Annotated in this window: 28 protein-coding genes; 11 read left to right on the forward strand and 17 right to left on the reverse strand. The window is 69.7% G+C overall.

From position 1 onward, the window contains the following. Positions 1 to 10 precede the first annotated feature (10 nt). A complete protein-coding gene (locus ACZ60T_RS09080) occupies positions 11 to 1,474 on the forward strand; it encodes a catalase (RefSeq protein WP_365621664.1) in 1,464 nt (487 codons plus the stop codon). 59 nt (positions 1,475 to 1,533) lie between these two features. Here the strand turns inward: ACZ60T_RS09080 and ACZ60T_RS09085 are convergent, their stop codons facing one another. After that, positions 1,534 to 3,810 carry a transglycosylase domain-containing protein gene (locus ACZ60T_RS09085; RefSeq protein ID WP_469665370.1) on the reverse strand — a complete coding sequence of 759 codons (2,277 nt, stop codon included), beginning with the start codon at positions 3,808 to 3,810 and terminating at the stop codon, positions 1,534 to 1,536. A 239-nt stretch (positions 3,811 to 4,049) separates the two neighbouring features. On the opposite strand from ACZ60T_RS09085, the gene ACZ60T_RS09090 reads away from it, so the two are divergent. From ACZ60T_RS09090 to ACZ60T_RS09110, 5 genes are all read left to right on the forward strand, one after another. Then, entirely contained in the window at positions 4,050 to 4,985 is a 936-nt protein-coding gene (locus ACZ60T_RS09090) for an SPFH domain-containing protein (RefSeq protein WP_365621658.1), read from the forward strand. Continuing rightward, on the forward strand, positions 4,982 to 5,230 hold the full coding sequence (locus ACZ60T_RS09095) for a type II toxin-antitoxin system antitoxin (protein WP_469665371.1): 249 nt from the start codon (positions 4,982 to 4,984) through the stop codon (positions 5,228 to 5,230). Before ACZ60T_RS09090 ends, ACZ60T_RS09095 begins: the two co-directional genes overlap by 4 nt. 165 nt (positions 5,231 to 5,395) lie before the next feature. Then, positions 5,396 to 5,920: a PadR family transcriptional regulator gene (locus ACZ60T_RS09100; RefSeq protein WP_365621652.1), complete on the forward strand. Its 525-nt coding sequence runs from the start codon at positions 5,396 to 5,398 to the stop codon at positions 5,918 to 5,920. Continuing rightward, complete coding sequence (locus ACZ60T_RS09105) at positions 5,917 to 6,606, forward strand: ABC transporter ATP-binding protein (protein ID WP_365621649.1); 690 nt, start codon at positions 5,917 to 5,919, stop codon at positions 6,604 to 6,606. The genes ACZ60T_RS09100 and ACZ60T_RS09105 overlap by 4 nt, the downstream gene beginning before the upstream one ends. Then, positions 6,603 to 8,951: an ABC transporter permease gene (locus ACZ60T_RS09110; protein ID WP_469665372.1), complete on the forward strand. Its 2,349-nt coding sequence runs from the start codon at positions 6,603 to 6,605 to the stop codon at positions 8,949 to 8,951. Before ACZ60T_RS09105 ends, ACZ60T_RS09110 begins: the two co-directional genes overlap by 4 nt. Before the next feature lie 47 nt (positions 8,952 to 8,998). On the opposite strand, the gene ACZ60T_RS09115 is transcribed toward ACZ60T_RS09110, so the two are convergent. Beyond that, positions 8,999 to 9,964: a LysR substrate-binding domain-containing protein gene (locus ACZ60T_RS09115; RefSeq protein ID WP_469665373.1), complete on the reverse strand. Its 966-nt coding sequence runs from the start codon at positions 9,962 to 9,964 to the stop codon at positions 8,999 to 9,001. 167 nt (positions 9,965 to 10,131) lie between these two features. On the opposite strand from ACZ60T_RS09115, the gene ACZ60T_RS09120 reads away from it, so the two are divergent. Further along, positions 10,132 to 10,686, forward strand: coding sequence for a peroxiredoxin (locus ACZ60T_RS09120; RefSeq protein WP_365621641.1), 555 nt, complete (start codon positions 10,132 to 10,134; stop codon positions 10,684 to 10,686). 2 nt (positions 10,687 to 10,688) lie between these two features. Continuing rightward, a complete protein-coding gene (locus tag ACZ60T_RS09125; RefSeq protein ID WP_365621638.1) occupies positions 10,689 to 11,222 on the forward strand; it encodes an alkyl hydroperoxide reductase in 534 nt (177 codons plus the stop codon). A 117-nt stretch (positions 11,223 to 11,339) separates the two neighbouring features. Here ACZ60T_RS09125 and ACZ60T_RS09130 read toward each other — a convergent pair whose 3' ends face one another. The 10 genes from ACZ60T_RS09130 to ACZ60T_RS09175 form a co-directional block, all read right to left on the reverse strand. Next, a complete protein-coding gene (locus tag ACZ60T_RS09130; RefSeq protein ID WP_469665374.1) occupies positions 11,340 to 12,716 on the reverse strand; it encodes an AI-2E family transporter in 1,377 nt (458 codons plus the stop codon). A 172-nt stretch (positions 12,717 to 12,888) separates the two neighbouring features. Continuing rightward, a complete protein-coding gene (locus ACZ60T_RS09135) occupies positions 12,889 to 13,623 on the reverse strand; it encodes an aggregation-promoting factor C-terminal-like domain-containing protein (protein ID WP_469665375.1) in 735 nt (244 codons plus the stop codon). Positions 13,624 to 14,070: 447 nt separating this feature from the next. Further along, on the reverse strand, positions 14,071 to 15,396 hold the full coding sequence (locus ACZ60T_RS09140; protein ID WP_365621630.1) for a PhoH family protein: 1,326 nt from the start codon (positions 15,394 to 15,396) through the stop codon (positions 14,071 to 14,073). Between the two features lie 359 nt (positions 15,397 to 15,755). Continuing rightward, positions 15,756 to 16,529, reverse strand: coding sequence for an isoprenyl transferase (locus ACZ60T_RS09145; RefSeq protein ID WP_365621628.1), 774 nt, complete (start codon positions 16,527 to 16,529; stop codon positions 15,756 to 15,758). 609 nt (positions 16,530 to 17,138) lie between these two features. After that, positions 17,139 to 17,912 (reverse strand): class I SAM-dependent methyltransferase, encoded by a 774-nt coding sequence (locus ACZ60T_RS09150; RefSeq protein WP_469665376.1) that lies wholly within the window; start codon positions 17,910 to 17,912, stop codon positions 17,139 to 17,141. A gap of 125 nt (positions 17,913 to 18,037) precedes the next feature. Next, positions 18,038 to 18,910 carry an LLM class flavin-dependent oxidoreductase gene (locus ACZ60T_RS09155; protein WP_365621623.1) on the reverse strand — a complete coding sequence of 291 codons (873 nt, stop codon included), beginning with the start codon at positions 18,908 to 18,910 and terminating at the stop codon, positions 18,038 to 18,040. Positions 18,911 to 18,991: 81 nt separating this feature from the next. After that, positions 18,992 to 19,573 carry a dihydrofolate reductase family protein gene (locus tag ACZ60T_RS09160; protein ID WP_365621620.1) on the reverse strand — a complete coding sequence of 194 codons (582 nt, stop codon included), beginning with the start codon at positions 19,571 to 19,573 and terminating at the stop codon, positions 18,992 to 18,994. A gap of 96 nt (positions 19,574 to 19,669) precedes the next feature. Next, positions 19,670 to 20,011 (reverse strand): helix-turn-helix domain-containing protein, encoded by a 342-nt coding sequence (locus tag ACZ60T_RS09165; RefSeq protein ID WP_365621617.1) that lies wholly within the window; start codon positions 20,009 to 20,011, stop codon positions 19,670 to 19,672. Beyond that, positions 20,008 to 20,391 (reverse strand): type II toxin-antitoxin system RelE/ParE family toxin, encoded by a 384-nt coding sequence (locus tag ACZ60T_RS09170; RefSeq protein WP_365621614.1) that lies wholly within the window; start codon positions 20,389 to 20,391, stop codon positions 20,008 to 20,010. The genes ACZ60T_RS09165 and ACZ60T_RS09170 overlap by 4 nt, the downstream gene beginning before the upstream one ends. A 110-nt stretch (positions 20,392 to 20,501) precedes the next feature. Then, complete coding sequence (locus ACZ60T_RS09175; RefSeq protein ID WP_469665377.1) at positions 20,502 to 21,266, reverse strand: prepilin peptidase; 765 nt, start codon at positions 21,264 to 21,266, stop codon at positions 20,502 to 20,504. A 74-nt stretch (positions 21,267 to 21,340) separates the two neighbouring features. Here ACZ60T_RS09175 and ACZ60T_RS09180 point away from each other — a divergent pair, with 74 nt between their 5' ends. After that, complete coding sequence (locus ACZ60T_RS09180) at positions 21,341 to 21,703, forward strand: DUF192 domain-containing protein (RefSeq protein WP_469665378.1); 363 nt, start codon at positions 21,341 to 21,343, stop codon at positions 21,701 to 21,703. A 14-nt stretch (positions 21,704 to 21,717) separates the two neighbouring features. On the opposite strand, the gene ACZ60T_RS09185 is transcribed toward ACZ60T_RS09180, so the two are convergent. The 3 genes from ACZ60T_RS09185 to ACZ60T_RS09195 form a co-directional block, all read right to left on the reverse strand. Beyond that, positions 21,718 to 22,254: a hypothetical protein gene (locus ACZ60T_RS09185; protein ID WP_469665379.1), complete on the reverse strand. Its 537-nt coding sequence runs from the start codon at positions 22,252 to 22,254 to the stop codon at positions 21,718 to 21,720. A 110-nt stretch (positions 22,255 to 22,364) separates the two neighbouring features. After that, entirely contained in the window at positions 22,365 to 22,568 is a 204-nt protein-coding gene (locus tag ACZ60T_RS09190; protein ID WP_469665380.1) for a hypothetical protein, read from the reverse strand. Beyond that, the gene (locus ACZ60T_RS09195; protein ID WP_469665381.1) at positions 22,565 to 22,738 is read right to left on the reverse strand and encodes a hypothetical protein; all 174 of its coding nucleotides are present in this window, start codon (positions 22,736 to 22,738) and stop codon (positions 22,565 to 22,567) included. Before ACZ60T_RS09195 ends, ACZ60T_RS09190 begins: the two co-directional genes overlap by 4 nt. Positions 22,739 to 22,975: 237 nt before the next feature. Between ACZ60T_RS09195 and ACZ60T_RS09200 the strand changes: the two genes are divergently transcribed. Both ACZ60T_RS09200 and ACZ60T_RS09205 read left to right on the forward strand, forming a co-directional pair. Further along, the gene (locus ACZ60T_RS09200; protein WP_469665382.1) at positions 22,976 to 23,290 is read left to right on the forward strand and encodes a GntR family transcriptional regulator; all 315 of its coding nucleotides are present in this window, start codon (positions 22,976 to 22,978) and stop codon (positions 23,288 to 23,290) included. Next, positions 23,287 to 23,550 (forward strand): GntR family transcriptional regulator, encoded by a 264-nt coding sequence (locus ACZ60T_RS09205; RefSeq protein ID WP_469665383.1) that lies wholly within the window; start codon positions 23,287 to 23,289, stop codon positions 23,548 to 23,550. Before ACZ60T_RS09200 ends, ACZ60T_RS09205 begins: the two co-directional genes overlap by 4 nt. Before the next feature lie 86 nt (positions 23,551 to 23,636). Here ACZ60T_RS09205 and ACZ60T_RS09210 read toward each other — a convergent pair whose 3' ends face one another. Together ACZ60T_RS09210 and ACZ60T_RS09215 are read right to left on the reverse strand one after the other, a co-directional pair. Next, complete coding sequence (locus tag ACZ60T_RS09210) at positions 23,637 to 24,281, reverse strand: OmpA family protein (protein ID WP_469665384.1); 645 nt, start codon at positions 24,279 to 24,281, stop codon at positions 23,637 to 23,639. Next, positions 24,281 to 24,820 (reverse strand): hypothetical protein, encoded by a 540-nt coding sequence (locus tag ACZ60T_RS09215; protein ID WP_469665385.1) that lies wholly within the window; start codon positions 24,818 to 24,820, stop codon positions 24,281 to 24,283. Before ACZ60T_RS09215 ends, ACZ60T_RS09210 begins: the two co-directional genes overlap by 1 nt. Positions 24,821 to 24,858: the final 38 nt, after the last annotated feature.

Here is a 24,858-nt window from a genome sequence, read left to right on the forward strand (position 1 = left end):
GAGGACGCTCGTGGCCCACACACCGCAGCAGATCCCTTACACGACCAGCAATTCCGGAATCCCGGTCGAGAGCGACGAACACTCGCTGACCGTGGGTTCCGACGGCCCGATCCTGCTCCAGGACCACTACCTGATCGAGAAGATGGCCCAGTTCAACCGGGAACGGGTCCCCGAGCGGGTGGTGCACGCCAAGGGCAGCGGCGCGTACGGGATCTTCGAAGTAACCAACGACGTCAGCCAGTTCACCAAGGCCGACCTGTTCCAGCCCGGGAAGCGTACGGAGATGCTGGCGCGCTTCTCGACCGTGGCCGGTGAGCAGGGCTCCCCCGACACCTGGCGCGACCCGCGTGGCTTCGCGCTGAAGTTCTACACGGAGCACGGGAACTACGACATGGTCGGCAACAACACGCCGATCTTCTTCGTCCGTGATCCGCAGAAGTTCCAGGACTTCATCCGCTCCCAGAAGCGCCGCCCCGACAACGGGCTGCGCGACAACGACATGCAGTGGGACTTCTGGACCCTCTCCCCCGAGTCCGCGCACATGGTGACGTGGCTGATGGGGGACCGCGGCATCCCGAAGACGTACCGCAACATGAACGGGTACTCCTCGCACACCTATATGTGGGTCAACGCGGGCGGCGAGCGGTTCTGGATCAAGTACCACTTCAAGACCGACCAGGGCATCGACTTCTTCACCCAGGAGGAGGCCGACCGGCTCGCGGGCGAGGATCCCGACATCCACCGCCGCGACCTCTTCCACGCGATCGAGCGCGGTGAGCACCCCTCCTGGACGGCCTATGTGCAGGTGATGCCGTTCGACGACGCGCCGGACTACCGCTTCAACCCGTTCGACCTGACCAAGGTGTGGCCGCACGGCGACTACCCGCTGATCGAGGTCGGCCGGATGACCCTGAACAAGAACCCGGAGGACTACTTCGTCCATATCGAGCAGGCCGCGTTCGAGCCGTCCAACATGGTGCCGGGCATCGGCCCGTCGCCGGACAAGATGCTGCTCGGCCGGCTGTTCTCGTACCCGGACACGCACCGCTACCGCATCGGCCCCAACTACGCGCAACTGCCGCCCAACCGGCCGCACTCCGCGGTGCGTTCGTACGCCAAGGACGGCCCGATGCGCTACGAGCCCGCGCGCACGGGCGCCCCGTACGCGCCCAACTCGTACGGCGGCCCGGACGCGGACACGGACCGGTTCGGCGACATCGCGGGCTGGCGGACGGCCGGTGAAATGGTCCGCGAGGCCAGCGAACTGCGCCGCGAGGACGACGACTTCGGCCAGGCGGGCACGATGGTCCGCCAGGTCCTGGACGACGCGGCCCGCGACCGGCTGGTCTCCAATGTCAGCGGCCATCTGAAGAACGGCGTCTCCCGGCCGGTCCTCGACCGCGCGCTCCAGTACTGGCGCAAGGTCGACAAGAAGCTGGGCGACCGTATCGCCCACAACGTCAACGGTGGCTGACCGCTTCCGCTGTCGAGAGGCGAGAGCGCCCAGTGATCGATTCACCGGGCGCTCTTGTGTCACTCCTTGCCGTTCGGCCCGGCCGGGTCGAGCGGGTCCTCGGTGGACGTCGGCGGGGGCTCCGGCGTCGTCGGGTCGTCCGTCGTCGGGGGGGCCTCGGTCGACGGTGCCTGGGTGGTCGGGGTCGTCGGCGGGGCGGTCGACGGCGGCGGGGTCGTCGGCGCCTGGGTGGTCGGCGACATCGACGGTGAGGTCTCCTGCGACGGCGTGGTCGGCGGCGGCGTGGTCGGCCGGAACGCCGCGCCCTGCGTGGTGTCCAGGTCGAACTTGCGGACCTCGCCCATCGCCCCGAAGGTGTATCCGGCCCAGATCTGCGCCGGGTAGCCACCGCCGTTGACGCGGCCCTTGCCCGGGAGGAGGCCCGTGGCACCGGTCAGGGAGACCTGGTTGTACGGCGGCTTCGGGTTCTCGCCGAACAGGCCGACCGAGGTGACCAGGCCCGGCGTGTAGCCCGTGAACCAGGCGGACTTGTTGTTGTCGGACGTACCCGTCTTGCCGGCGACCTGCTGGCCGTCGCGGTGCGGGTTGTCCCGCACCGACGTCTGGGCCGTACCGTCGTCGACCACGCCGGTGAGCACCGAGGTGACCGTGTCGGCAGCCTCGCGGCTGATGACCTGGTCGCCGATCGGGTCCGGGAGGTCCACCTCGCGGTCCTTGTGCTCGGCGGACGCGAGGATCGCCGGGGTGACCTTCTTGCCGTGGTTGTCGAGGGTCGCGTAGACGCCCGCCATCTCCAGGGGGCTCGCGCCCATGGAGCCGAGGGTCTGCGCGGGGACGGCCGGCAGGCCCTTGGTGTCCATCCCGAGCGACTTCGCGACCTTCAGCACCTCGTCCATGCCGACGTCGATGCCCATCTGCGCGAAGACCGAGTTCACGGACTTGTTCATCGCCGTCTGGACGGTGATGTCGCCGTAGTCGACGTCGTCCTCGTTCGGCGGGGCGAAGCCGACCGAACTGCCCTTGACCGGGCGGCGGCTGGTGCCGTCGTAGATCGTGTTCGCGTTGATCGGCCGGCCGTCCTGCGTCTTGGCCTCTTCCTCCATGGCGGCGGCGAGGATCACCGGCTTGAAGGTGGACGCGGGCTGGAAGTCGCGGCGGGTCGCGTTGTTGACGTAGTGCTTGACGTAGTCCACGCCGCCGTAGAGCGCGAGGACCTTGCCCGTCTTCGGGTCGACGGACGCGGCACCGGCCTGGACGTTGCCGTCGACCGAGCGCTCCTTCGGGTCCAGCTTGCTGGTGAGCGTGTCCTTGACGGCCTGCTCGAGCTGGTCCTGCTTCTTCTTGTCGATGTTGACCGTGATGGTCCAGCCACCCGCGTCCACCATCGCCTTGGCCTCGTCGAGGGTGGCGGCGGTGCCCTGGGCGACGAGCTGCCGCTTCAGCTCCGCGTTGGCCGCGTCCACCAGGTAGCCGGTCTGCCCCTCCATACCGGGCGCCGCCTTCGGCTCCTTGGGCACCGGGAACGTCATGGACTGACGCTTGCCCGCGTCCAGCCAGTGCTGGCCGACCATGTTGTTCAGGACGTAGTTCCAGCGGTCCTTGACCAGCCGCTTGCCCGTGTCGCTGGCGACCGCCCAGTCGTACTGGCTCGGCGCCTGGAGCAGCGCCGCCAGATACGCGCCCTCCTCGACCGAGAGGTTCTTGGCGTCCTTGTGGTAGTAGGCCTGCGCGGCGGCCTGGATACCGAAGGCGCCGCGGCCGTAGTAGCTGGTGTTGATGTAACCGGCCAGGATGTAGTCCTTGGACTTCTGGCGGTCCACCTTCAGCGAGATGACCAGTTCCTTCAGCTTGCGCGAGACGGTCTGGTCCTGGGTGAGGTAGTAGTTCTTGACGTACTGCTGCGTGATCGTCGAACCGCCCTGCGCGCCCTTGCCGGACAGGGTGTTGAGCACACCGCGGGTCGTGCCCTTCAGGTCGACACCGGAGTCCGTGTAGAAGCTCTTGTTCTCGGCGGCGACGAAGGTGCGCTGAACTTCCTTGGGAATGCTGGCGAGGTCGACGTTCTCGCGGTTGACCTTGCCGTCGCGGGCGAGCAGCGAGCCGTCGCTGTACTTGTAGACGTTGCTCTGCTTCTGCGCGGCGGCGTTGCCCGCGGGGATGTCGATCATCATGTACATCACGACGAACGCGCCCATGACGAGCAGCACGAACCCGAACAGTGAACCGAGAACGGTCTTCCAGGTGAAGAACCTGCGTATGCCGCGTCTGGGCGAGCGCTGGGGCGCCGCGCGACGGCCGCCCCGCTGCCGCGCTCGTCTCTCGTCCGCTCGTCCCATCAGTCGCTCGCTCCGCTCCGCTCTCGTGGGTCACGCGTGGCACGTGGCTCAGGTCAGCTCAGAAAGCTAACACCGCGCGCTGTGACAAAGAGGTCTCGATCCCGCCTTTTACGGACGTGACAATCAGCACCCGCTCTACCGGAACCGACGTTCGGGAGGGGCGGAAGGTTGCCGACTCGGGGTAAAGTGATATCACTTAGCTAGACGAACGCTAGTCCACGAATCGGGGGGTACCACCCATGTCGTCACAGGACGCTTCCACCACCACCGACATACCGGCGCGGCCCGCTCCGCGCGTCCAGGAGTTCCAGGCGCACAACATCGGCGGCGGGCTCGCGCTGCTGCTCGGGCTGGTCGGGCTGGCGCTGAGCACCGTCCTGCTGGTCGTCGCCTCCCTGGTCTCCGCACCGGGCGGCAAGGCCGCGCTGATCACGGTCGGCGTCCTGGTCGGTGTCGCCGCGCTGTTCTCGATGTGCGGGCTGAACATGGTCGCGCCCGGCGAGGCCCGGGTCGTCCAGCTCTTCGGGCGCTACCGGGGCACGATCCGGGAGGACGGGCTGCGCTGGGTGAACCCGTTCGCGACGCGTACGAAGATCTCGACGCGGGTCCGCAACCACGAGACCGCCGTCCTCAAGGTCAACGACGCCTACGGCAACCCGATCGAGCTGGCCGCGGTGGTGGTCTGGAAGGTAGAGGACACCGCGCAGGCCACGTTCGAGGTGGACGACTTCCTGGAGTTCGTCTCCACGCAGACCGAGGCGGCCGTGCGGCACATCGCCATCGAGTACCCCTACGACGCCCACGAGGAGGACGGGCTCTCGCTGCGCGGCAACGCCGAGGAGATCACCGAGAAGCTCGGCGCCGAACTGCACGCGCGCGTGGAGGCCGCCGGGGTGCAGATCATCGAGTCGCGCTTCACGCATCTCGCGTACGCTCCCGAGATCGCCTCGGCGATGCTCCAGCGGCAGCAGGCCGGCGCGGTGGTCGCCGCCCGGCGCGAGATCGTCGACGGCGCGGTGGGCATGGTCGAGGCGGCGCTCGCGCGGATCTCCGAGCAGGGCATCGTGGAGCTGGACGAGGAACGGAAGGCGGCGATGGTGTCGAACCTGATGGTGGTGCTGTGCGGGGACCGCGCGCCGCAGCCCGTCCTCAACACGGGATCGCTGTACCAGTGACGGATCCCGCCGGGGGTCCGGCCCCCAAGCGTCGGCCGCAGCAGCGCAAGCAGGTCCTGCTGCGGCTGGATCCGTCGGTGTACGACGCGCTGGCGCGCTGGGCGTCGGACGAACTGCGTTCGGCCAACGCCCAGATCGAGTTCTTGCTGCGCAGGGCCCTGACCGACGCGGGCCGTCTGCCGGGCGACACGAAGCCGATCCCCCGCCGGGGCCGCCCGCCGACCCCGAGGGACCCCGAGGCGTGACCTCACCGGCCGGGCTCCGGCCCGGCCACCCCGCCTGCCGACCCTCCCCCTCTCCCCCTCTCCCCCTCTCACCCTCTCACCCTCTCACCAGCGACAACGCACGTCGGAGTGCCCTATACACCCCCTGTATACACACGATGTATACGCGGTGTGTAGAGTGCTCGTATGTCCATCGGTCACACCCTTCTGGGTCTCCTGGAGTCCGGGCCGCGTCACGGTTACGACCTGAAGCGCGCCTTCGACGAGAAGTTCGGTCACGACCGGCCGCTCCACTACGGCCAGGTCTACTCGACCATGTCCCGCCTGCTGAAGAACGGCTTGGTCGAGGTCGACGGGATCGAGGCGGGGGGCGGCCCCGAGCGCAAGCGGTACGCCATCACCGAGGCCGGCGTCACGGATGTCGAGCGGTGGCTGGCCACCCCCGAGAAGCCCGAGCTGTACCTCCAGTCGACCCTCTACACCAAGGTCGTCCTGGCTCTGCTCACGCACCGCGACGCCGCCGACCTCCTCGACACCCAGCGCTCGGAACACCTGCGCACCATGCGGGCCCTGACCGAGCGCAAGCGCAAGGGCGACCTGGCGGACCAACTGATCTGCGACCACGCCCTGTTCCATCTGGAGGCCGACCTGCGGTGGCTGGAGCTCACCACCGCGCGCCTCGACAAGCTCCGTGAGGCGGTAACCCGATGACTCCTCCCCCCGGCTCCCTGCTGACCGCCGAGAACCTGTACAAGGCGTACGGCCCGACGAACGCGCTGGACGGCGCGGGCTTCTCCATCCACCCCGGCGAGATCGTCGCCATCATGGGCCCCTCGGGCTCCGGCAAGTCCACGCTGCTGCACTGCCTCGCCGGGATCGTCACCCCCGACTCGGGCACCATCACCTACGACAGCCGGGTGCTGTCCTCGATGTCCGACACCGAGCGCAGCGCGCTGCGGCGCTCGGAGTTCGGGTTCGTCTTCCAGTTCGGCCAGCTCGTGCCCGAGCTGACCTGTGTGGAGAACGTGGCCCTGCCGCTGCGGCTGAACGGCACGCCCCGCAAGGAGGCCGAGCGCACCGCGCTGTCCTGGATGCAGCGCCTTGAGGTCGACGACCTGGGCGGGAAGCGGCCGGGCGAGGTGTCCGGCGGCCAGGGCCAGCGGGTCGCCATCGCCCGCGCGCTGGTGACGAGCCCGCGCGTGGTGTTCGCCGACGAGCCGACCGGCGCGCTCGACTCCCTCAACGGCGAGCGGGTGATGGAGCTGCTCACGGAGGCCGCCCGGTCCACCAACGCCGCCGTCGTGCTCGTCACGCACGAGGCGCGGGTGGCCGCGTACTCCGACCGCGAGATCGTCGTACGCGACGGGAAGTCCCGGGACATGGAGCGCGCCGTATGAACGTGCGCCAGTGGGCCCGCGATCTGCGCATGGGGGCCAAGTTCGCCTTCACCGGCGGGCGGGAGGGCTGGATCCGGGTCCTGCTGACGGCCGTGGGCGTCGGGCTCGGCGTGGCGCTGCTGCTGCTGACGACCGCGGTCCCGAACGTGCTGACGGCACGGGATCAGCGGGCCTACGCCCGCGCGGACTACCCGGACCGCTACGGCGACCAGCAGCCGGCCAAGGCCGACGACACCCTGCTGATCGCCAAGCTCGACACGACGTACCACGACAAGAACATCCGCGGCCGGCTGGTGCAGCCCGAGGGGCCGCGGGCCACGCTCGCGCCCGGTCTGACGAAGTACCCCGCCGCCGGTGACATGGTGGTCTCCCCCGCGCTGAAGGAGCTGCTGGACTCCGGCGAGGGCAAGCTGCTGCGCGAGCGGATTCCGTACCGGGTGGTGGGGACGATCGGCGACAGCGGGCTGATCGGCTCCCAGGAACTCGCCTACTACGCCGGTGCGGACGACCTGGCGAAGCACCGCGACAGCTGGCAGGTGGCACGGCTCGACGGGTTCGGCAGCACGAACCAGACGACCGAGCGGATGGACCCGGTGCTGATCCTGCTGGTCATCGTCGTCCTCATGGCGTTGTTGATGCCGGTGGCCGTGTTCATCGCCGCGGCCGTGCGGTTCGGCGGAGAGCGCCGCGACCGCAGGCTGGCCGCGCTGCGCCTGGTCGGTTCCGACAGCCGGATGACCCATCGGATCGCGGCGGGCGAGGCGTTGGCGGGTGCGCTGCTCGGCCTCGTCCTCGGCACGGTCTTCTTCCTGATCGGCCGTGAGGCCGTCGGCTCGGTCGAGATCCAGGACATCAGCGTGTTCCCCGGCGACCTCAACCCCACGCCCGCGCTGGCGGCTTGTGTCGCGCTCGCCGTCCCGGCGGCGGCGGTGCTGGTCACCCTGTTCGCGCTGCGCGGGGTGGTCATCGAGCCGCTCGGCGTGGTCCGTACGGCCAAGCCCGCGCGGCGCCGACTGTGGTGGCGGCTGCTGCTGCCGCTGGCCGGACTGGCGATGCTCTACCCGATGTTCGGCCAGGGACGGCACAACGGGGACTTCAACAAGCCCCTGGTGATCGGCGGTGTCCTGCTGCTGCTGGCCGGTGTGACCGCACTGCTGCCCTGGTTCGTGGAAGCGGTCGTCGGGCGTCTCGGCGGGGGCGGGGTGGCCTGGCAACTGGCCGTACGGCGCCTGCAGTTGAGCAGCGGTTCGGCGGCCCGCCCGGTGAACGGCATCGCGGTCGCGGTGGCCGGGGCGATCGCCCTGCAGATGTTCTTCGCGGGCATCGAGAGCGACTACACCTCGGAGACCGAGTACGACCTCGGCCGGGCCCAGATGCAGGTGAGCATCCCACGCGGCATCCCGCGCGACCCGGTCACCGAGAAGTTCGCCGCCCTCAAGGGCGTGGAGAAGGTCACGACGCTCGGTGTCGGCAGTGTGGGCGACAAGAGCTGGCGCAGCAAAGAGGGGCCTGCCACCATGGCCCAGGTCGCCATCGGCGACTGCGCGTCGCTGCGCGAGGAGGCGTCCCTTCCCTCCTGCCACGACGGTGACGTCTTCGCCCTGCGAGCGAGCTGGAACGACACGGACACCAAGGTGTTGGCGAAGCCCGGCCGGACACTGCACCTGGGCGACTCCGAGGTCTCGGGCAAGGCCCTCGACGTGAAGTGGACGGTGCCGCAGGGCCTGAAGCACGCCCGTTCCACCAAGAACGCCAACGGCATGGAGCGCGGCGGCTTCCTGCTGACACCGAGCGCGCTGCCGACTCAGGCCGCCGGGGCGATCAGAGGAGAGTTCTACCTCTCCCTCGACGAGTCCGTGCCGGACATCAAGGAACGCGTGCGCAACACGACGTCGGCCGCGGACCGGTTCGCGATCACGACGGTCTGGACGTCCACCGAGGAGTCCACGAAGTTCGCCGCCATCCGCAAGGGCCTGTTCATCGGCGCCACGTGTGTGCTGCTGCTGATCGGCGCGAGCCTGCTGGTGTCGCAGCTGGAGCAACTGCGCGAGCGCAAGAGGCTGTTGTCCGCGCTGGTCGCCTTCGGCACCCGGCGGCGCACGCTGAGTCTGTCGGTGCTGTGGCAGACGGCCGTCCCGGTCGCGCTGGGCCTGGTACTGGCCTCGGTCGTGGGGCTGACGCTGGGCGTGGTGCTGCTGAAGATGTCGAGCACGCCGGTGAGCATCCACTGGTCGAGCGTGCTGGGCATGGCGGGCATCGGCGCGGGGGTCGTCCTGCTGGTGACACTGGTCAGCCTGCCGCCGCTGCTGCGGCTGATGCGGCCGGACGGGCTGCGGACGGAGTAGCGGACGGCCGGTGTGCGGGTCCCTGCCCAGGGGCCCGCACACCCGTCTCAGGCGGACACCTCGGTGTCGTACACCCGTACGGGCAAGGGTCGCAGCGCTTCGCGGAGCGCCGCGGCCAACTCCTCGTACTCCGCGCCGCGCGCGGCGCCCGCGCGCATGGCGAGGGCGATACGGCGGGCCGGGGCCGGGGCCGCGAAGGAGCCGGTGAGCAGTTGGTCGCTGCGGGTGGTCTCGACCTTCAGGGCGGTACGGGGCAGCAGGGTGACGCCCAGTCCGCCCGCGACGAGTTGGACGAGGGTGGACAGCCCGGCGGCGGTCGTGGACACCGGCGCGTCCCGCCGCCCGGCCTCCCGGCAGATGTCGAGAGCCTGGTCGCGCAGGCAGTGCCCCTCGTCCAGAAGCAGCAGATTCAGCTCGCGCAGGGCTTCGCGGGGTATGCCCTCGCGCCCTCCGAGCCGGTGGCCGGGCGGCGTGACGAGGACGAAGTCCTCGTCGAACAGGGGGAGTTCGACGACGCCTGGCATCCCGAGGGGCACGGCGAGCAGCAGCAGATCGAGGCGGCCGACGGTCAGCCCGTCGAGAAGGCTGCCGGTCTGCTCCTCGTGGACCTGGAGGTCGAGCTGCGGATAGCGGTCATGGACGAGCCGCAGGACGGTCGGCAGGAGGTACGGGGCCACGGTCGGGATCACCCCGAGCCGCAGCGCCCCGGTGAAGGGCGCCCGGACGGCTTCGGCCTCCTCCATGAGCGCGCCGACCTCCTTCAGCACGGCCTTGGCGCGGACGGCGAGGCGCTCACCGGCGGGCGAGAGGAGCACCTTGCGGGTGGTGCGCTCCAGGAGGGTGACACCGAGCACATCCTCCAGGGCGGAGACGGCGCTCGACAGCGCGGGCTGACTCATCCCGATGGCCGCGGCGGCGTCCCGGAAGTGGAGGTGGTCGGCGACCGCGGAGAAGGCGCGCAGTTGGGCGAGAGTGGGCTGCTGACGGCGCCCGCCGGTCCTGGGCCCTGCCATGGCGTACTCCTTCGACACAGTCACTACACACAGTCACTGATAGACGTGACCGATCAACACGACCGAGTGTAGCTATTTCCCGAATCAATTCCGCTGTGTCAGGATCGCTGTAGTCCAACCCATAGAAACACCAGGTGACCGGTGTTTCTGCGCTGCAAGGAGAGCACGTGCTCACTGTCGGTGACAAGTTCCCTGAGTTCGATCTGACCTCTTGCGTCTCGCTGGAGAAGGGCAAGGAGTTCGAGCAGATCAACCACAAGACCTACGAGGGCAAGTGGAAGATCGTCTTCGCCTGGCCGAAGGACTTCACCTTCGTCTGCCCCACCGAGATCGCCGCCTTCGGCAAGCTGAACGACGAGTTCGCCGACCGTGACGCTCAGATCCTCGGCTTCTCCGGCGACTCCGAGTTCGTGCACCACGCCTGGCGCAAGGACCACGCCGACCTGCACGACCTGCCCTTCCCGATGATGGCGGACTCGAAGCACGAGCTGATGCGCGCCCTGGGCATCGAGGGCGAGGACGGCTTCGCGCAGCGCGCGGTCTTCATCGTGGACCAGAACAACGAGATCCAGTTCACCATGGTGACCGCCGGCTCCGTCGGCCGTAACCCCAAGGAGGTCCTGCGGGTCCTCGACGCTCTCCAGACGGACGAGCTGTGCCCGTGCAACTGGACGCAGGGCGACGAGACCCTCGACCCGGTCGCGCTCCTGGCCGGTGAGTGAGCATGTCGCTCGACTCCCTCAAGTCCGCTGTCCCGGACTTCGCCAAGGACCTGAAGCTCAACCTCGGCTCGGTCATCGGTAACTCCGACCTCCCGGCGCAGCAGCTCTGGGGCACGGTGCTGGCGACCGCGATCGCCTCGCGCTCGCCGATCGTGCTGCGCGAGCTGGAGCCCGAGGCGAAGGCGAACCTCTCGCCCGAGGCGTACACGGCGGCCAAGTCCGCCGCCGCCATCATGGCGATGAACAACGTCTTCTACCGCACGCGTCACCTGCTGTCGGACCACGAGTACGGCACGCTGCGCGCGGGTCTGCGGATGAACGTCATCGGCAACCCGGGCGTCGACAAGGTCGACTTCGAGCTGTGGTCGTTCGCGGTGTCGGCGATCAACGGCTGCGGGATGTGCCTGGACTCGCACGAGCAGGTCCTCCGCAAGGCGGGCATGCCCCGCGAGACGATCCAGGAGGCCTTCAAGATCGCCGCGGTGATCCAGGCCGTCGGCGTCACGCTGGACACGGAGGCGGTCCTCGCGGAGTAGTCCGCGACCGTCACGCGACGGACCCCGTCCACCTCACGGTGGGCGGGGTCCGTTGCTGTACAGGGCGTCCGTTGCTCTACGGGGCGGCGGTCCGGGGCGAGCCGCGGCCCCGGCGCCTTACGCCGGGGTCCCGTCGGACGACGGCGCGTCCTTGGCCGTGGGCTGCGTCTTCCCGGTGGCCTCCGCGACCACGGGCCGCGGTGTCCCCGGCTCCGCGGGCTCCGCCGCCCCCTCGGCCCCCTCTGCCCCCGCGGTGGCCGCGTACGAACGCAGATAGCCGACCACGGTGTTGGTCACCGCCACCAGCGGCACCGCCACGACCGCGCCCCCGATGCCCGCGACCATGCCACCGGCCGCCACCGACAGCACCACCGCCAGCGGATGCACGCGCACCGCCCGGCCCAGAATGAACGGCTGGAGGACGTGCCCCTCGATCTGCTGGACGGCCAGCACCACGATCAGGGTCATGATGGCGGTGAACACGCCCTGGGTGACCAGCGCCACCACCACCGCCAGCGCGCCCGACGCGACCGCGCCCACCAGCGGGATGAACGAGAACAGGAAGATGAACACGGCGAGCGGCACCGCCATCGGGACATGCAGGAAGTAGATCCCCACGCCGATGAAGATCGCGTCGATCAGCGCCACGATCACCGTGCCCCGCACATAGGCGGTCAGCGTGCGCCAGGCCCGCGGACCCGCACCGGCCACGCCGGGGCGCGCCGCCGCCGGGACCAGCTTGAGCGTCCACTGCCAGATGCGCTTGCCGTCGTACAGCAGGAAGAGCGTGGAGAACACCGTCAGGAGGATGGCCGTCAGCGCCTCCACGACGACCGTCACGCCCTCCAGGCCCGCCGACGTGATCTGCTCGGTGTTGGCGCCGACCGCGTTCCGCAGGTTCTTCGCGATCTGGTTGACCTGCTTGTCCGTGACATGGAAGGGGCTGTTCAGCAGCCATCGGCGCAGTTCGTCGATGCCGTCCTGGATCTGGCCGGACAGCGAGTCGATGTTCTCCATCACCTGCCAGGTGACGAACCACCCGATCAGGCCCATGACGACGAAGCCGAGGATCGCGGTCATCGCCGTCGCCAGGCCGCGCGGCACGCCGTAGCGGGTGAGGCGGGTCACGGCCGGTTGCAGCAGTGCCGTGATGAGCAGCGCGGACACGAAGGACAGCACCACGAGCTGGACGGCGCTGATGACGCGCATCAGCATCCAGACCGTGCCCGCGAGCACCAGGAGCCGCCAGCCCGCCTCGGCCGCCACGCGCATGCCCCAGGGCACCGCCTCGACGGGCTGCGGGCGCGGCGCCACAGCGGGGGCGTACGTCGGGGGCACCGGGACCTGGTCCACGGCCGGGACCGGGGCCGGCGCGGGCTCGGGCTCGGGCTCGGTGTGTTCCTTCTCGACCTCGGCGCGGCGCTCGTCCAGCCGCTCACCCATCTGGGTGAGGCCGGCACCGACTCGGCCGAGCCACCCTGGCACTTGCGACATGATCCGTCCTCTTCCCCCGTGTCCCCGGGTGCTGCTCACCACTCCCCCCTGGAAGTCGTCCGCTCCGACGGTACATGGCCGGGGCCGAGGATCGGGAACAGCCGAAGCCCCTCTCCGTCAGACGGCGAGGGGCTTCGTGAGGTTGAGTGGCGCGCGGAGGCGGGCTCCCGGCTCAGTACCAGTGGTTGGCCTGCCAGAACGACCAGGCGCCACAGGGGCTGCCGTAGCTGGCGTTCATGTAGTTGAGACCCCACTTGATCTGCGTGGCGGGGTTGGTCTGCCAGTCGGCACCGGCGGAGGCCATCTTGCCGCCGGGCAGGGCCTGGACGAGACCGTAGGCGCCGGAGGAGGCGTTGACGGCGCGGTAGTTCCAGGTGGACTCGTGGTTCACGATGTTGCTGAAGCACTGGAACTGTCCGGCCGGCACGATCTGGCGCGCGATCGCCTGTACCTGAGCGACGGTGTACGAGCTCTGGACGGGGATGCTGGCGGCGTCGGCGGAGGCGCTGGTGGAGGTGAGCTTGTCGCGCTCGGCGTCGCGGCTCGCCTTCTCCTCGGCTTCCTTCTCCTTGCGGGCCTTGGCGTCCGCCTCGGCCTGCTTGGCAGCCTTCTGCTTGGCGATCGCGTCGGCAGCCGCCTGCTTGCGGGCCGCGGCCTCGGCGTCCTTCTTGGCGCTCGTGTCCGCGGCGATGGCCTGGACGTCGGCCTGCTGCGTCAGGGTCGCCGTCTGTACCTGGGCCTGCTGTCCGGCGGGGATGTCCGCGAGGAGAAGCGTCGAGTCGCTCGCCATCGCCTCGGCGTCGTTGTTCTGCGCGGTGCTGCCCGAGGCAACTCCGACGACGCTTCCGACAGCGGTGACCGCCGTGGCCGAGACCACTGCGAATCCCCGGACCGAAATGCGGCTCACACGGTTTCCTTCCAGCATCGTCCGCTTCGGTGACCCTGGCGGACGCAATCGTGCCCCTGACGCTGGCCTCCCCACTACTGGGTCACGGGAGGCACGGGCCCGGTGGCAACCCCCTTGACGGGAGCGCTGCGTGGTGCTCGGGCGGCATACGACGGCGCTATGCAGTTCTGGTAAGTCTGTTGCGCGGTGCCTCCCCCACTGCCTTAAGGGCGTGGGAGGTGCCCCCAGGGGGGTACCGCTGTGCCGTATGCGGGGCCTGACAGGATGGAGACTCTGCCGCAACCTGACGCCGCGTGGCAATTCCGAGTTGCGTGTGAAAGCTCACACGCCTCTCACCCCAGTGGATTACGCGAATCCCTCACATGCGAAGGCGCCGCCCGGCTAGGCTCTCCACCTTTGCCGAACGGCGCCAACTGGCGAGTAACCGCCACGTCTTGGGCATGTGCCTCAGATCGGGATGTCCTCGAGCATCTCCGTCACCAACGCGGCGATCCGGGACCTCTCGGACCGGGTGAGGGTGACATGCGCGAAGAGCGGATGCCCCTTCAACTTCTCCACGACCGCGACGACGCCGTCGTACCGCCCCACCCGCAGGTTGTCCCGCTGGGCCACGTCATGGGTCAGCACCACACGGGAGTTCGCCCCGATCCGGGACAACACGGTGAGCAGGACGTTCCGTTCGAGCGACTGGGCCTCGTCCACGATCACGAAGGCGTCGTGGAGCGAGCGGCCCCGGATGTGGGTGAGCGGAAGGACCTCCAGCATCCCGCGGGCCGTGACCTCTTCGATGACCTCGCGGCTGGTGACCGCGGACAGCGTGTCGAAGACCGCCTGCGCCCAGGGGCTCATCTTCTCGGCCTCGGTGCCCGGCAGATAGCCGAGTTCCTGCCCGCCCACCGCGTACAGCGGCCGGAAGACCATCACCTTCTGATGCTGCCTGCGCTCCAGCACCGCCTCCAGGCCCGCGCACAGCGCCAGCGCCGACTTGCCCGTACCGGCCCGGCCGCCCATCGACACGATCCCGACGTCCGGGTCGAGCAGCAGATCGAGGGCGATGCGCTGCTCCGCGCTGCGGCCCTTGATGCCGAACGCCTCCCGGTCCCCGCGCACCAGGCGGACCCGGCCCTCGGGGGTCACCCGCCCCAGCGCGTTCCCCCGCTCCGACTGGATGGTCAGACCGGTGTGCACGGGAAGCTCCGCGGCCTCCGGGACATGGACGTGCCCGTCCTCGAAGAGGATGTCCACCTGGTCGCCGGACAGGGTCAGCTCGGACATCCCGGTCCAGCCGGAGGAGTCGGTGACGGCCAGCTCCGCCCGGTACTCCTCGGCGAGGAGACCGACGGAGGACGCCTTGATCCTGAGCGGCAGGTCCTTCGACACGACGGTGACGTCGAACCCCTCGGCCTGGAGGTTGCGGGCCACCGCGAGGATGCGGGAGTCGTTGTCCCCCAGGCGGTAGCCGGTGGGGAGCACGCTGGGGTCCGAGTGGTTCAGCTCGACCCTCAGGCTCCCGCCGAGGTCACCGATCGGGATGGGCGCGTCGAGGCGGCCGTACCGAAGGCGGTAGTCGTCCAGCAGCCGCAGGGCCTGCCGGGCGAAGTAGCCGAGTTCGGGATGGTGCCGCTTGGCCTCCAGCTCCGTGACCACGACGATCGGGAGCACGACCTCGTGCTCGTCGAAGCGGCTCAGGGCGTTGGGATCGGCCAGCAGGACGCTGGTGTCGAGAACATAGGTGCGCCGATCTGGCTTGTGGCGCTGTGTGCTGGTCACCACGGAAGGACGTACCCCCTCGGATGAGGTCGGGGAGCGACGAGGAGGACCTGGACCGGTCGCCGGCCGCGACGCACGGACCGGAAGCCGGCCCTCGGCCGCTTCCTCCGTGCAGTGACCACACGGTCGCGCTGGTGCAAAGGGCCTCCCGGGCAGGCGGCCCCTGCCGCCCGCTGAGATACGACACCCGTGGTTCGGGTGTCGACCTGTCTAGCCTTATGCCCTCGAACGAGCGCCGCCATGCCACGGCGCACGACGGCGCGCCGGTGAACTCCTCGTGACATCCGCCGCCGGAGGGGCGGCGGGCGCCCCGGCGCACGCCGGGGGCCCGCTCCGCCCGTGACCGGGGGTGCGGCCGCCGCTCAGCCGCCGAAGCGGCGGTGCCGGGCGGCGTAGTCGCGCAGGGCGCGCAGGAAGTCGACCTTGCGGAAGGCGGGCCAGAAGACCTCGCAGAAGTAGTACTCCGAATGGGCGGTCTGCCAGAGCATGAAGCCGGACAGGCGCTGCTCGCCGCTCGTACGGATCACCAGGTCGGGGTCGGGCTGGGCGCTGGTGTAGAGATGCTTGCCGATCATGTCGACGTCGACGGACTCGGCGAGGTCCTCCATCGAGACACCCTTGTCCTGGGCGTCGAGGAGCATGGAGCGCACGGCGTCGGCGATCTCCTGGCGACCGCCGTAGCCGATGGCGACGTTGACGACTATCCCGTCGACGTGTGCCGTGGACTCCTCGGCCTCCTTGAGGGCCTTCTGCATCGGCTCGGGCAGCAGGTCGCGCGCGCCCACGTGGTGCACGCGCCAGCGGCCGTCGGCGGCGAGCGTGCGTACGACGTCCTCGATGATGCCGAGGAGCGGGACCAGTTCCTCGGCGGGCCGGTCGAAGTTGTCCGTCGACAGCAGCCACAGCGTGACCACCTCGACGTCGGTCTCGGCGCACCAGCCGAGGAACTCCTCGATCTTGTGGGCCCCGGCCCGATGGCCCTGCGCGGCGGTCGAGCCCGCCGCCTTTGCCCAGCGTCGGTTGCCGTCCATGATGACGCCGATGTGCTTGGGCACCTGAGCGTGGTCCAGGTGGCCCTCCACCCGGCGTGCGTACAGCCTGACCAGCAGACCACGCAGCTTGTCGCGCAGGTTCACGTGATTGTCAGCCCCTCCGTGCAGATCAGATCAGGTGCGGGCGTGCGCGATCCCCGTCAGATGTGGCGGTCCCCGTCGGATGGCGGTCCCCGAGGTGAAGACTACCCCCGGAGCTAAAAGGGCTCCTGCCAAGGGGGTTGGGGCCGGGGCCGGTGCAGGGGGCGGAATCGGCGTGGAGGAAGGGCGCGCGGAGGGCGCAGAGGAGGTGCCTGGAAGGGGGCGCGGAGGCGGGCACAGCGGCGGTCGCGGAGGGGGAAAGAAAAACGGGCCGGTCCGTGGGGGGGAGACGGACCGGCCCGAGGGGGGGTTTCCACCATAACCCTTCGTGAGTGATGCTGCGTGCATCGGCGTGCCACAACTACTCTCCGGAGTCATCCGGCGACGTGTCGGTGGGCGCGGAGGCGCTCGTTCAGCGTGCCTCCCTGGCCGAATCACTGCGGATTTCATGGCGAACCGGCCGAAACCCGAGGCATTCCGAGGTATTCCGAGGTGTTCGAGCCAACATCCGCCGACGGATGAGGCGCTCGTCACCTTCGGGCCGCGTCCTCCGGGTGGGTGACCCCCGACACGCGCGCACGCTTGACGCCCGCGTGGCGTTGCTCACGCCGGTCAGCGCTTGCGGGCCTCGATGAGGAAGCGGGTGCTGTGGGCGACGAAGGGGCCCTCGGTCCCGATCCGCTCGTGCAGGGAGCGGAGCTGCGGCCCGTACCGCTCCACGGTGAAGTCCGGGACCATCCAGATCACCTTGCGCAGGAAGTGGACGACGGCGCCGATGTCGTGGAACTCCATGCGCAGCCGTGCCTCCCGGAGGTCGACCACCTCCAGGCCCGCCGCCTGCGCGTCCGCCCGCGCGCGCTCCGGGGCGCGGGCGGTGCGGACCTCCTCCGGCTGCGGTCCGAGGAAGTACTCGACGACCTCGAAGACGCTGGCCGGGCCGACCTGCTGGGAGAAGTAGATGCCGCCGGGGCGCAGCACGCGGGCGATCTCGTGCCAGTACGTGCGGACCGGGTGCCGGCTGGTGACGAGGTCGAAGGAGGCGTCCGCGAAGGGCAGCGGCGCGTCCTCGGGCGAGGCCACGACCGCGGCGCCGCGCGGGTGCAGCAGGGCGGTCGCCTTGGTGACGTTCGGCGGCCAGCCCTCCGTGGCGACGGTGAGCGGCGGCAGCGCCGGGGCGGCGGCGAGGACCTCCCCGCCGCCGGTCTGGATGTCGAGCGCGGCGAACGCGTGCGCGAGCCGCTCCGCCATCGAGCGCGCGTACCCCCACGGGGGCCGCTCCTCCGTGGCCCGGCCTTCGAACCAGGAGAAGTCCCAGCCGTCGACCGGAGCGTCGACGGCTTCGCGGACGAGGTCCTCGTACATGCGGTGTGCGTGGCCGGTGGTCATGCCGTGATCCTCGCAGGGGGCGGGAGAGCGCGCGACAGGATTTCGTCCGCACGGACGGTCTCCGCGAGGGTGCCCGTCACCGCCGACAGCCCTTTCAACACCCCCTGTCCGTACGGGAGTCCGGGCTACGGCACCAGGGGGCGTACCTCCTGGGCGACGAAGCGGATGAACGCCTCGTGGTCCGGCTCGTCCTCCGTGGGCTGGAGGATCACGGTGTCGGCGCCCGCGTCGGCGAGCGCTCGGACCGCTCGGGCGACCGTCTCCGCGTCCCCGGCCACGCCGTGCTCCGCCCCCGTGCCGTCCCCGTCCGCCTCGACCTCGGCGCGCAGGCGGGCCTCGGCGCCGGGGCCGGTGGCCGTGCGGAGGTAGATGACGACGTGGTGGGGGTCGGTGCGGCCGGCCGCCTCGCGTCCCTCGTCGATGAGCCCGCGGGCGCGCCGCACCTGCTCCGGCGCGTTGGACGCGGTCAGGATCGTGCCGTCCGCGGCCTCGCCGGACAGGCGCAGGGAGCGCGGTCCGGTGACCCCGGCGAGGATGGGGAACGCCTCGGTGGGCGGCCAGTCCAGCGCGACGCCGTCCAGCTTCACGTACCGCCCGTCGACGGTGACGCGCTCCCCGGCGAGCAGGGCGCGCAGGGCGTGGAGGTACTCGCGCAGCAGGGTCACGGGGGACTCGGCGCGGGCGCCTACCTGTCCCATCCAGCTCTGGACGCCGTGTCCGACGGCGAGGGTGGCCCGCCCCGGGAACATCCGGGCGAGGGTGGCCGCCTCCATCGCGGTGAGCGCGACGTTCCGCAGCGGTACGGGCAGCAGCCCGACGCCGACGCGCAGCCGTTCCGTCCAGGCGAGCGCGGCGGACGCGGCCGAGATGCCGCCCTCCAGGAAGCAGTCCTCCCACAGCCACAGCTCGTCGAGGCCCGAGTCCTCCGCGAGCCGCGCGATGGCGCGCAGCCGCTCGGGAGGCAGTTGGGGGTGGAACACAGCGCCGAGTCCAGTCATGTGGATCTTCCTACCGACCGGTCCGGGGTTCGGCAAACGGATTACCGGGTTTCGTCAAACGACCGCGGCACCCAGCAGGGATCACCAGGTGACCGTGGCCGCGCGCTCGTAGTGCAGGAGCACGACACCGTTGGCGAAGCGGCGGGAGTGCATCAGATGCAGGGACGTGAGGTGGTGGGCCTCGGCCTCGTGGAAGAGCGGCTTGCCGCAGCCGACGAGGACGGGGTGGACGTAGATCCGGAACTCGTCGATGAGGTCGTTCCGCAGGAACTCGGCGGCGAGGTCCGCGCCGCCGAGCACGAGGTCGCCGCCCTCCTGGGCCTTGAGCGCGAGGATGTCCTCGACATCGACGTCCCGGACGATGGTGCTGTGCCAGTCGGCGTGCTGGAGGGTCCGGGAGAAGACGACCTTGGGCATGTTCCGCCAGATCCGGGCGTATTCGACGACGGGGGCGGACGCGGCGGGGTCGCGGTCGGCGGTGGGCCAGTAGTCGGCCATGAGCTGATAGGTGACGCGTCCCTGGAGGAAGGCGCCCATCTCCTTCAGGACGTCGTTGAAGTGCTGGTGCAGTTCGTCGTCCACCAGGTGCCAGTCGATCTCGCGGTCCGGACCCTCGATATAGCCGTCGAGAGACATGGACATCATCAGGATGATCTTTCGCATCGCACACCTCGCCGACCTCGGTCCCGGGCTCGGGGGCCACCGTACTCAGGCGGGGCCGACGGGGACCGGGTTGCCACGCGCTTCGACGGGACCCGTTCAGGCCGCGTCGGTGTGGTGTCCGGTGAAGGTCACCTGGGTGTCATCGTTGTCCAGGGCGATGTTCAGGGTGGCATCCAACGCTGTGGCCAACTTGGCGAGGAGCGGCAGCGTGGGGACCGTGTCCGAGCCTTCGATCCGAGAGACCTTCGCCTGGGTGAGTCCCGCGCGGGCGGCCAGTTCCGTCTGGGTGAGACCCAGTTCGGTACGCCGGTCGTACACGGCTTTCGCCAGGGCCATGGACAGTCGGATCTCACGCCGGGCCTCGACCACGTCCTCCGGCTCGGTGAATCCCTCACCGAGTTTGCGCTCGCGCAGCATCTTCCAGCGACTGTGGTTCATCGCTCGATCTCTCCTTCTTCGACGATCCGAACGAACTCGTCGTGCGCCGGGCCGTGCTCGGCTTCGCAGATCTTCTGGGCGAGTTTGGCTCGTCTGACCTCTCCATCCTCATGCATCCTCGTTTTACGGAAGACGGTCAGCAGCACCGCGGTGCGGTTCGGCGTGAGCCAGTACGTGATGCGCATCGCGGCGCCGTCGAGGGTCGGGCGCAGTTCGCGGACTCCGTCGCCGAGGTAGCGGGCATAGGGCTCGCCGAGGCCGACAGCCTGCTCCGCGAGCAAGCCGACGTATTCGTCGACCTTGAGGAAGTGCTTGGCCGGTAGCGCCTCCAGCCAGGCCCGTACCTCTGGCTCGATCTCGATGGCGAAGAACGCATCCACACTTTCACGCTATATGTCGCCGTCGACATATTCAAGGTGGTACCCCCAGACCTGGAAGGGACTGCACCGGGAACACGGGCATCGTGGGCCGCTCTCGCCGCGCGGCGCGTTCAGGCCGTCAGGGCGCCGAGGAGCAGGCCCGCCGTGGCTCCGCAGATCATGAACGGGCCGAAGGGGATCGCGCTCTTGCGGCCCGCTCGGCGCAGGGCGAGCAGGGCCAGCCCGTAGAGGGCGCCGAGCAGGAAGCCCGCGAACGCGCCGAGGAACAGGATCTCCCAGCCGTACCAGCCGAGTGCGACCCCGAGCGGGACGGCCAGCTTGACGTCACCGAAGCCGAGGCCGTCGGGGTTGATCAGGAACAGTACGAGGTAGGCGCCGCCCAGGATGAGGCCGCCCAGCAGGGCGCGGGGCCAGGAGCCGGTGTGGCCGGGGAGCAGGGCCACGACGCCGAGGAGGACAGGGGTGACCAGGGCCAGGGGGAGCGTGAGGTGGTCGGGGAGGCGGTGTACGCGTATGTCCACGGTCGCGAGCAGGACCAGCAGCGGTGCCAGCAGCAGCCACACGGCCAGTTCCGGTCGTACGCCCGCCGCCCAGGTGAGCGCCGCGCAGCCGAGGGCGGTGACGGCCGGGGCGGCCCAGGCGGGGCGCGGTGCCGGGGCGCAGGTGGCGCAGGAGGCGGGGCCGAGCCAGCCGCGCGGGCCCGGTCCGAAGGCGTGGCCCGAGGCGCAGGCCCGGCGCCAGGGTTCCTCCGGCTCGACGGAGAGCCGATAGGCGGCACGCGGGAGCAGCAGCCCGGTGGCGGCTCCCCACAGGGCGGCGGTGATCAGCAGGGCGTACACCTGGGAGACCTTAGGGGGCGAGGGCCGGGCGGTCATGGGCCCGTGGGCCCAACGCGGCGCCCGCCGGGCCCAGCACCGGCCCCGGCCCGTACGCCCTAGAGTTGCGGGCCATGACGACACGGCGGAAGTGGCGGAACGGTACGGGCACCCTCACCGCGCCCGAGGCCCCGGACGTCCCGGTGGAGGTCGCCGCCAGTTATGCCAGGCGCGCCCGTGGACTGCTCGGCCGGGACGGTGTCGCGGGGGCGCTGCTCATCACTCCGTGCGCGAGTGTGCACACCTTCCGGATGCGGTTCACGATCGATGTCGCCTATCTGGACCGGGACTTGACGGTGCTGGCGGTACGGACGCTGCGTCCCGGCCGTCTGGGCCTGCCCCGGCTGCGCGCCCGCTCGGTGCTGGAGGCGGAGGCGGGGGCGATGGAGCGGTGGGGGGTGCGGGCCGGGGTGCGGTTGTCGGTACGTACCGACTAGCCGGGTCGTTGCGATCAGGCGAGGTCCTCCGGCAGTTCCTCGATCTCCCGGTCGCTCACGACGGCCATCAGGACCATCGGGGCGTCGCCGTCGCACTGGCCGACCGAGATCCCCACCCAGCGGTCCGCCTTGTCCGGCCCCTCCGGCACGGGCCCCCACACGGTCAGGTCGCCGTAGTTCTCCGCGTCGCACAGGGCCTGGTGCACCGGCGGCATGGGCTCGCCCGCCTGCTCGCGGAACATCGCCACGTGCATCGGGACCTGCCGGGGCGTTCCCCATCGGCGCGTCAGTTCCGCCGCGAGGTCCAGGGCCTTCGACTCGGCGGCTTCCTCTTCCGCGCCCCACTCCTCCTCGTAGACGCCGGTGAGCCATCTGCTCTCCCAGAGGGGGGCCAGCACGAAGCCCTCGCCGATGTCATGGCTCCACTCCTCGGTGGCCGGGTCCTCCTCGCGCTCTGTCGGACCGGTGGCGGGCAGGGGTGTCGCGAGCAGTGCCTCGATGTCAGCCACGGCCCGCTCGCGGCTGAAGGCGTCACCGTACTGACGGATCACAGTGTGCTCCGATCCATGGGTCGGGGTAGCGGTCGGGAGGGGCGACCGTGCGACCGTGCCGGGCCTGGACGGTCGCCCCTCCCATCTTCCTTCTTACGACGGCGAGTTGTTCAACTCCGCGCGGGCACCTCGCTCTCGCGGCAGCGGGGGCAGCGGCAGGGCGGCCACCACAGGGTGTCCGGTACGGCGGACTGGGCGGCGCCGTCGTGGACGCGAACCTGGTCCGGGCCGAGGCGCTGTCCGTTGCGGTCGACGCGGTACGTACGCAACTCGATGCGGGAGGCGCCCGGTTCGGGCGGCGTCCCGGCCCTCACGACTCCCCTTCCGCACCCGCGTCCGGCGCCGGGAAGAGCGGGGCGCACTCCTGGCAGGCGTACAGGGTGTAGCCGGGGCCGGAGTTCTGGTGAACGGTGGCTACGGCGACGGGGTTCTGGGCGGTCGCTTGGCAGCGGACGCAGACGGGGGTGCCGTCGCTCCGGTTCATGACGCCACCTCTCGGTGGGTGCCGGTACCGGGCAGGACTACGTCCAGGACCCAGCAGGCCATGGCGTGGATAATGCTCACTGTCGTCAACCTCCATGGGGTTGGTGACCATGCCCCCGGACGGCGCCTACCGTCGCGGGGGTCTTCTCGTACCAGGGAGCGTAGCGCAACCTGGTCATGCCCTGCCATGGCATGACATGGATGCGCTTCGTTTTCCCTGGCCACTTACGGTCGAGTCATGGTGGACATCCCGGAGGGCTACGGCCCGAACGACGAACTGGACCCGGAGGCAGCAGACCCGCTGTACCTGCAACTCGCCGCGGTTCTCATCTCTCGAATCGACAGCGGCGTGTATCCGCTGGGCCGCGCCGTGCCAGGTGTCGACCGGCTGATGCAGGAGTTCGGGATCGCCCGAGGGACCGCCCGCAAGACACTGGTCCTGCTCGCCGAGATGGGCTACGTACGGACGGTCGTCGGCAAGGGGTCCTTCGTCATCGAGCGTGAGACCGCAGACCCTCCCTCCGACGCGGCCGAAGGCGAGGCCGAGGCATGATTGAGATCGATCGGGAGAACATCATCCCGATGTACGTGCAACTGGCATCCGTCTTGCGCGAGCGGATCCGACGCGGCGAGATCCCGGTTGGCCGACGCATCCCCTCCCAGTACGAACTGGAGCAGGAGTTGGGCGGATCGGTCAGCCGCCGGACCATTGTGTCCGCCATCGACCTCCTCCGGGCCGAGGGAATCATCCAAGGAGTCCGAGGCAAGGGCGTGTTCGTCATCGCCATGCCCACCGACGCGTCCGGCGGCTGAAGGCGCGATACGACGACCGGGGCCCGCCCCTCGCCTGTGACAGCGTGGGACGGGCCCCGTCAGGTTCGTGTGCCGTACGGACCGTGTCAGTTACCGCTCGCGCCGCGCGGGAAGGAGATCTCCACCCGCCGGTTCTTCTTGCGGCCCTCTTCGGTCGAGTTCTCCGCAACCGGGAACTGCTCGGCATATCCCCGGATCTCGAACTGGATCGTCGGGTCGTTCAACTCCCCGTCCAGCACCTTCTGTACGGCGTTGGCGCGGTTCTTCGACAGCACCATGCCGTGGTCGTGGCTTCCGAGGTTGTCGGTGAAGCCGAAGACGCGAACCGTCTTCGAACCCTGCTTCTTGATCTCGGCGGCGACATCCGCGATACGGGCCGTCGCCTCGCCGTTGAGCTTCGCGCTGTCCTTGTCGAAGAGGACCTCGGACTGGAGCGCGAACATCACATCCGCGTTCGTGTCCTCACGACGTTCCTCACCACCGAGGTCCTCGACCACGGACTTGATGTCCAGCACCTTCGGCGGGGCGAGTTGGGCGCCTGCAGGGATCTTGAGGCCGGGGGCGCTGGGGTCCACCTTGACCGGCGCATCGGCCGAGGCCGACGGGTACGGGTTGTCGTCCGCGAGGGCGTGCGGGGCGACGGAGAGACCGAGCGCGATCGCTCCCGCGAGTACGGCCGCCGCCGAACGCGTGTGTGCCCGCCGGGTACGGGATGCGGTGGCGGCGCTCATCAAGAGATCTCAATCGGGGTGCTGGGGAAGTCGGGGAACTCAAGGTTGACTTCGGTGGTGCCAGCCGGGGGGGCGGGGAACTGGGCGAAGAAGGGCAGCGACCCACCAGCACTAATGCCGGACGTGTAATTGGTCGTGGTCAGCGGCCGGTTCTCCGTATCCCGCAGAACGTAGTAGCGCTTCTTCTCCTTGGAGTCCACCAAGGTCATAGCCGCCAAGGACGGGCCTGTCTTCATGACAGCGGATTCGCTGCCGCTCCACTTAACCGGCGTCGTAAAGACCTCGCCACCGGTGTTCTTGAACTCGCCATTGACGGTCAGAAATCCACCGCTGTCACGCTTAGCCTCGTATACGACCATCTCAATGCCCTTGTCACCCTTCACGGTAGCGATGACCTTGCTGGTATCCGGCACGGTCTTGCCACCGTCGCCCTTGTCGCTGTTCCCGGCAGGCTTCTCGGACGCCGCATTCGCCGGCTTCTTGCCGCCGTCGTCGCTGCTGCTGCAGGCGGTCACCGAGACGGCCAGCGTGGCGGCCAAGATGGCTGCCGCCCCAGCCCGACGCAGCTTCCCTACAT

It is taken from the genome of Streptomyces sp. NPDC104371 (assembly GCF_055583785.1).

What these genes read in the sequence shown, in the direction of transcription:
- ACZ60T_RS09165 (WP_365621617.1), bottom strand. Translation starts at nt 20,011, where the DNA reads ATGAACCACAGTCGCTGGAAGATGCTGCGCGAGCGCAAACTCGGTGAG.
- ACZ60T_RS09175 (WP_469665377.1), bottom strand. Translation starts at nt 21,266, where the DNA reads ATGACCGCCCGGCCCTCGCCCCCTAAGGTCTCCCAGGTGTACGCCCTG.
- ACZ60T_RS09085 (WP_469665370.1), bottom strand. Translation starts at nt 3,810, where the DNA reads ATGGGACGAGCGGACGAGAGACGAGCGCGGCAGCGGGGCGGCCGTCGC.
- ACZ60T_RS09090 (WP_365621658.1), top strand. Translation starts at nt 4,050, where the DNA reads ATGTCGTCACAGGACGCTTCCACCACCACCGACATACCGGCGCGGCCC.
- ACZ60T_RS09195 (WP_469665381.1), bottom strand. Translation starts at nt 22,738, where the DNA reads ATGAACCGGAGCGACGGCACCCCCGTCTGCGTCCGCTGCCAAGCGACC.
- ACZ60T_RS09105 (WP_365621649.1), top strand. Translation starts at nt 5,917, where the DNA reads ATGACTCCTCCCCCCGGCTCCCTGCTGACCGCCGAGAACCTGTACAAG.
- ACZ60T_RS09115 (WP_469665373.1), bottom strand. Translation starts at nt 9,964, where the DNA reads ATGGCAGGGCCCAGGACCGGCGGGCGCCGTCAGCAGCCCACTCTCGCC.
- ACZ60T_RS09110 (WP_469665372.1), top strand. Translation starts at nt 6,603, where the DNA reads ATGAACGTGCGCCAGTGGGCCCGCGATCTGCGCATGGGGGCCAAGTTC.
- ACZ60T_RS09130 (WP_469665374.1), bottom strand. Translation starts at nt 12,716, where the DNA reads ATGTCGCAAGTGCCAGGGTGGCTCGGCCGAGTCGGTGCCGGCCTCACC.
- ACZ60T_RS09210 (WP_469665384.1), bottom strand. Translation starts at nt 24,281, where the DNA reads ATGAGCGCCGCCACCGCATCCCGTACCCGGCGGGCACACACGCGTTCG.
- ACZ60T_RS09155 (WP_365621623.1), bottom strand. Translation starts at nt 18,910, where the DNA reads ATGACTGGACTCGGCGCTGTGTTCCACCCCCAACTGCCTCCCGAGCGG.
- ACZ60T_RS09180 (WP_469665378.1), top strand. Translation starts at nt 21,341, where the DNA reads ATGACGACACGGCGGAAGTGGCGGAACGGTACGGGCACCCTCACCGCG.
- ACZ60T_RS09200 (WP_469665382.1), top strand. Translation starts at nt 22,976, where the DNA reads ATGGTGGACATCCCGGAGGGCTACGGCCCGAACGACGAACTGGACCCG.
- ACZ60T_RS09160 (WP_365621620.1), bottom strand. Translation starts at nt 19,573, where the DNA reads ATGCGAAAGATCATCCTGATGATGTCCATGTCTCTCGACGGCTATATC.
- ACZ60T_RS09100 (WP_365621652.1), top strand. Translation starts at nt 5,396, where the DNA reads ATGTCCATCGGTCACACCCTTCTGGGTCTCCTGGAGTCCGGGCCGCGT.
- ACZ60T_RS09205 (WP_469665383.1), top strand. Translation starts at nt 23,287, where the DNA reads ATGATTGAGATCGATCGGGAGAACATCATCCCGATGTACGTGCAACTG.
- ACZ60T_RS09150 (WP_469665376.1), bottom strand. Translation starts at nt 17,912, where the DNA reads ATGACCACCGGCCACGCACACCGCATGTACGAGGACCTCGTCCGCGAA.
- ACZ60T_RS09125 (WP_365621638.1), top strand. Translation starts at nt 10,689, where the DNA reads ATGTCGCTCGACTCCCTCAAGTCCGCTGTCCCGGACTTCGCCAAGGAC.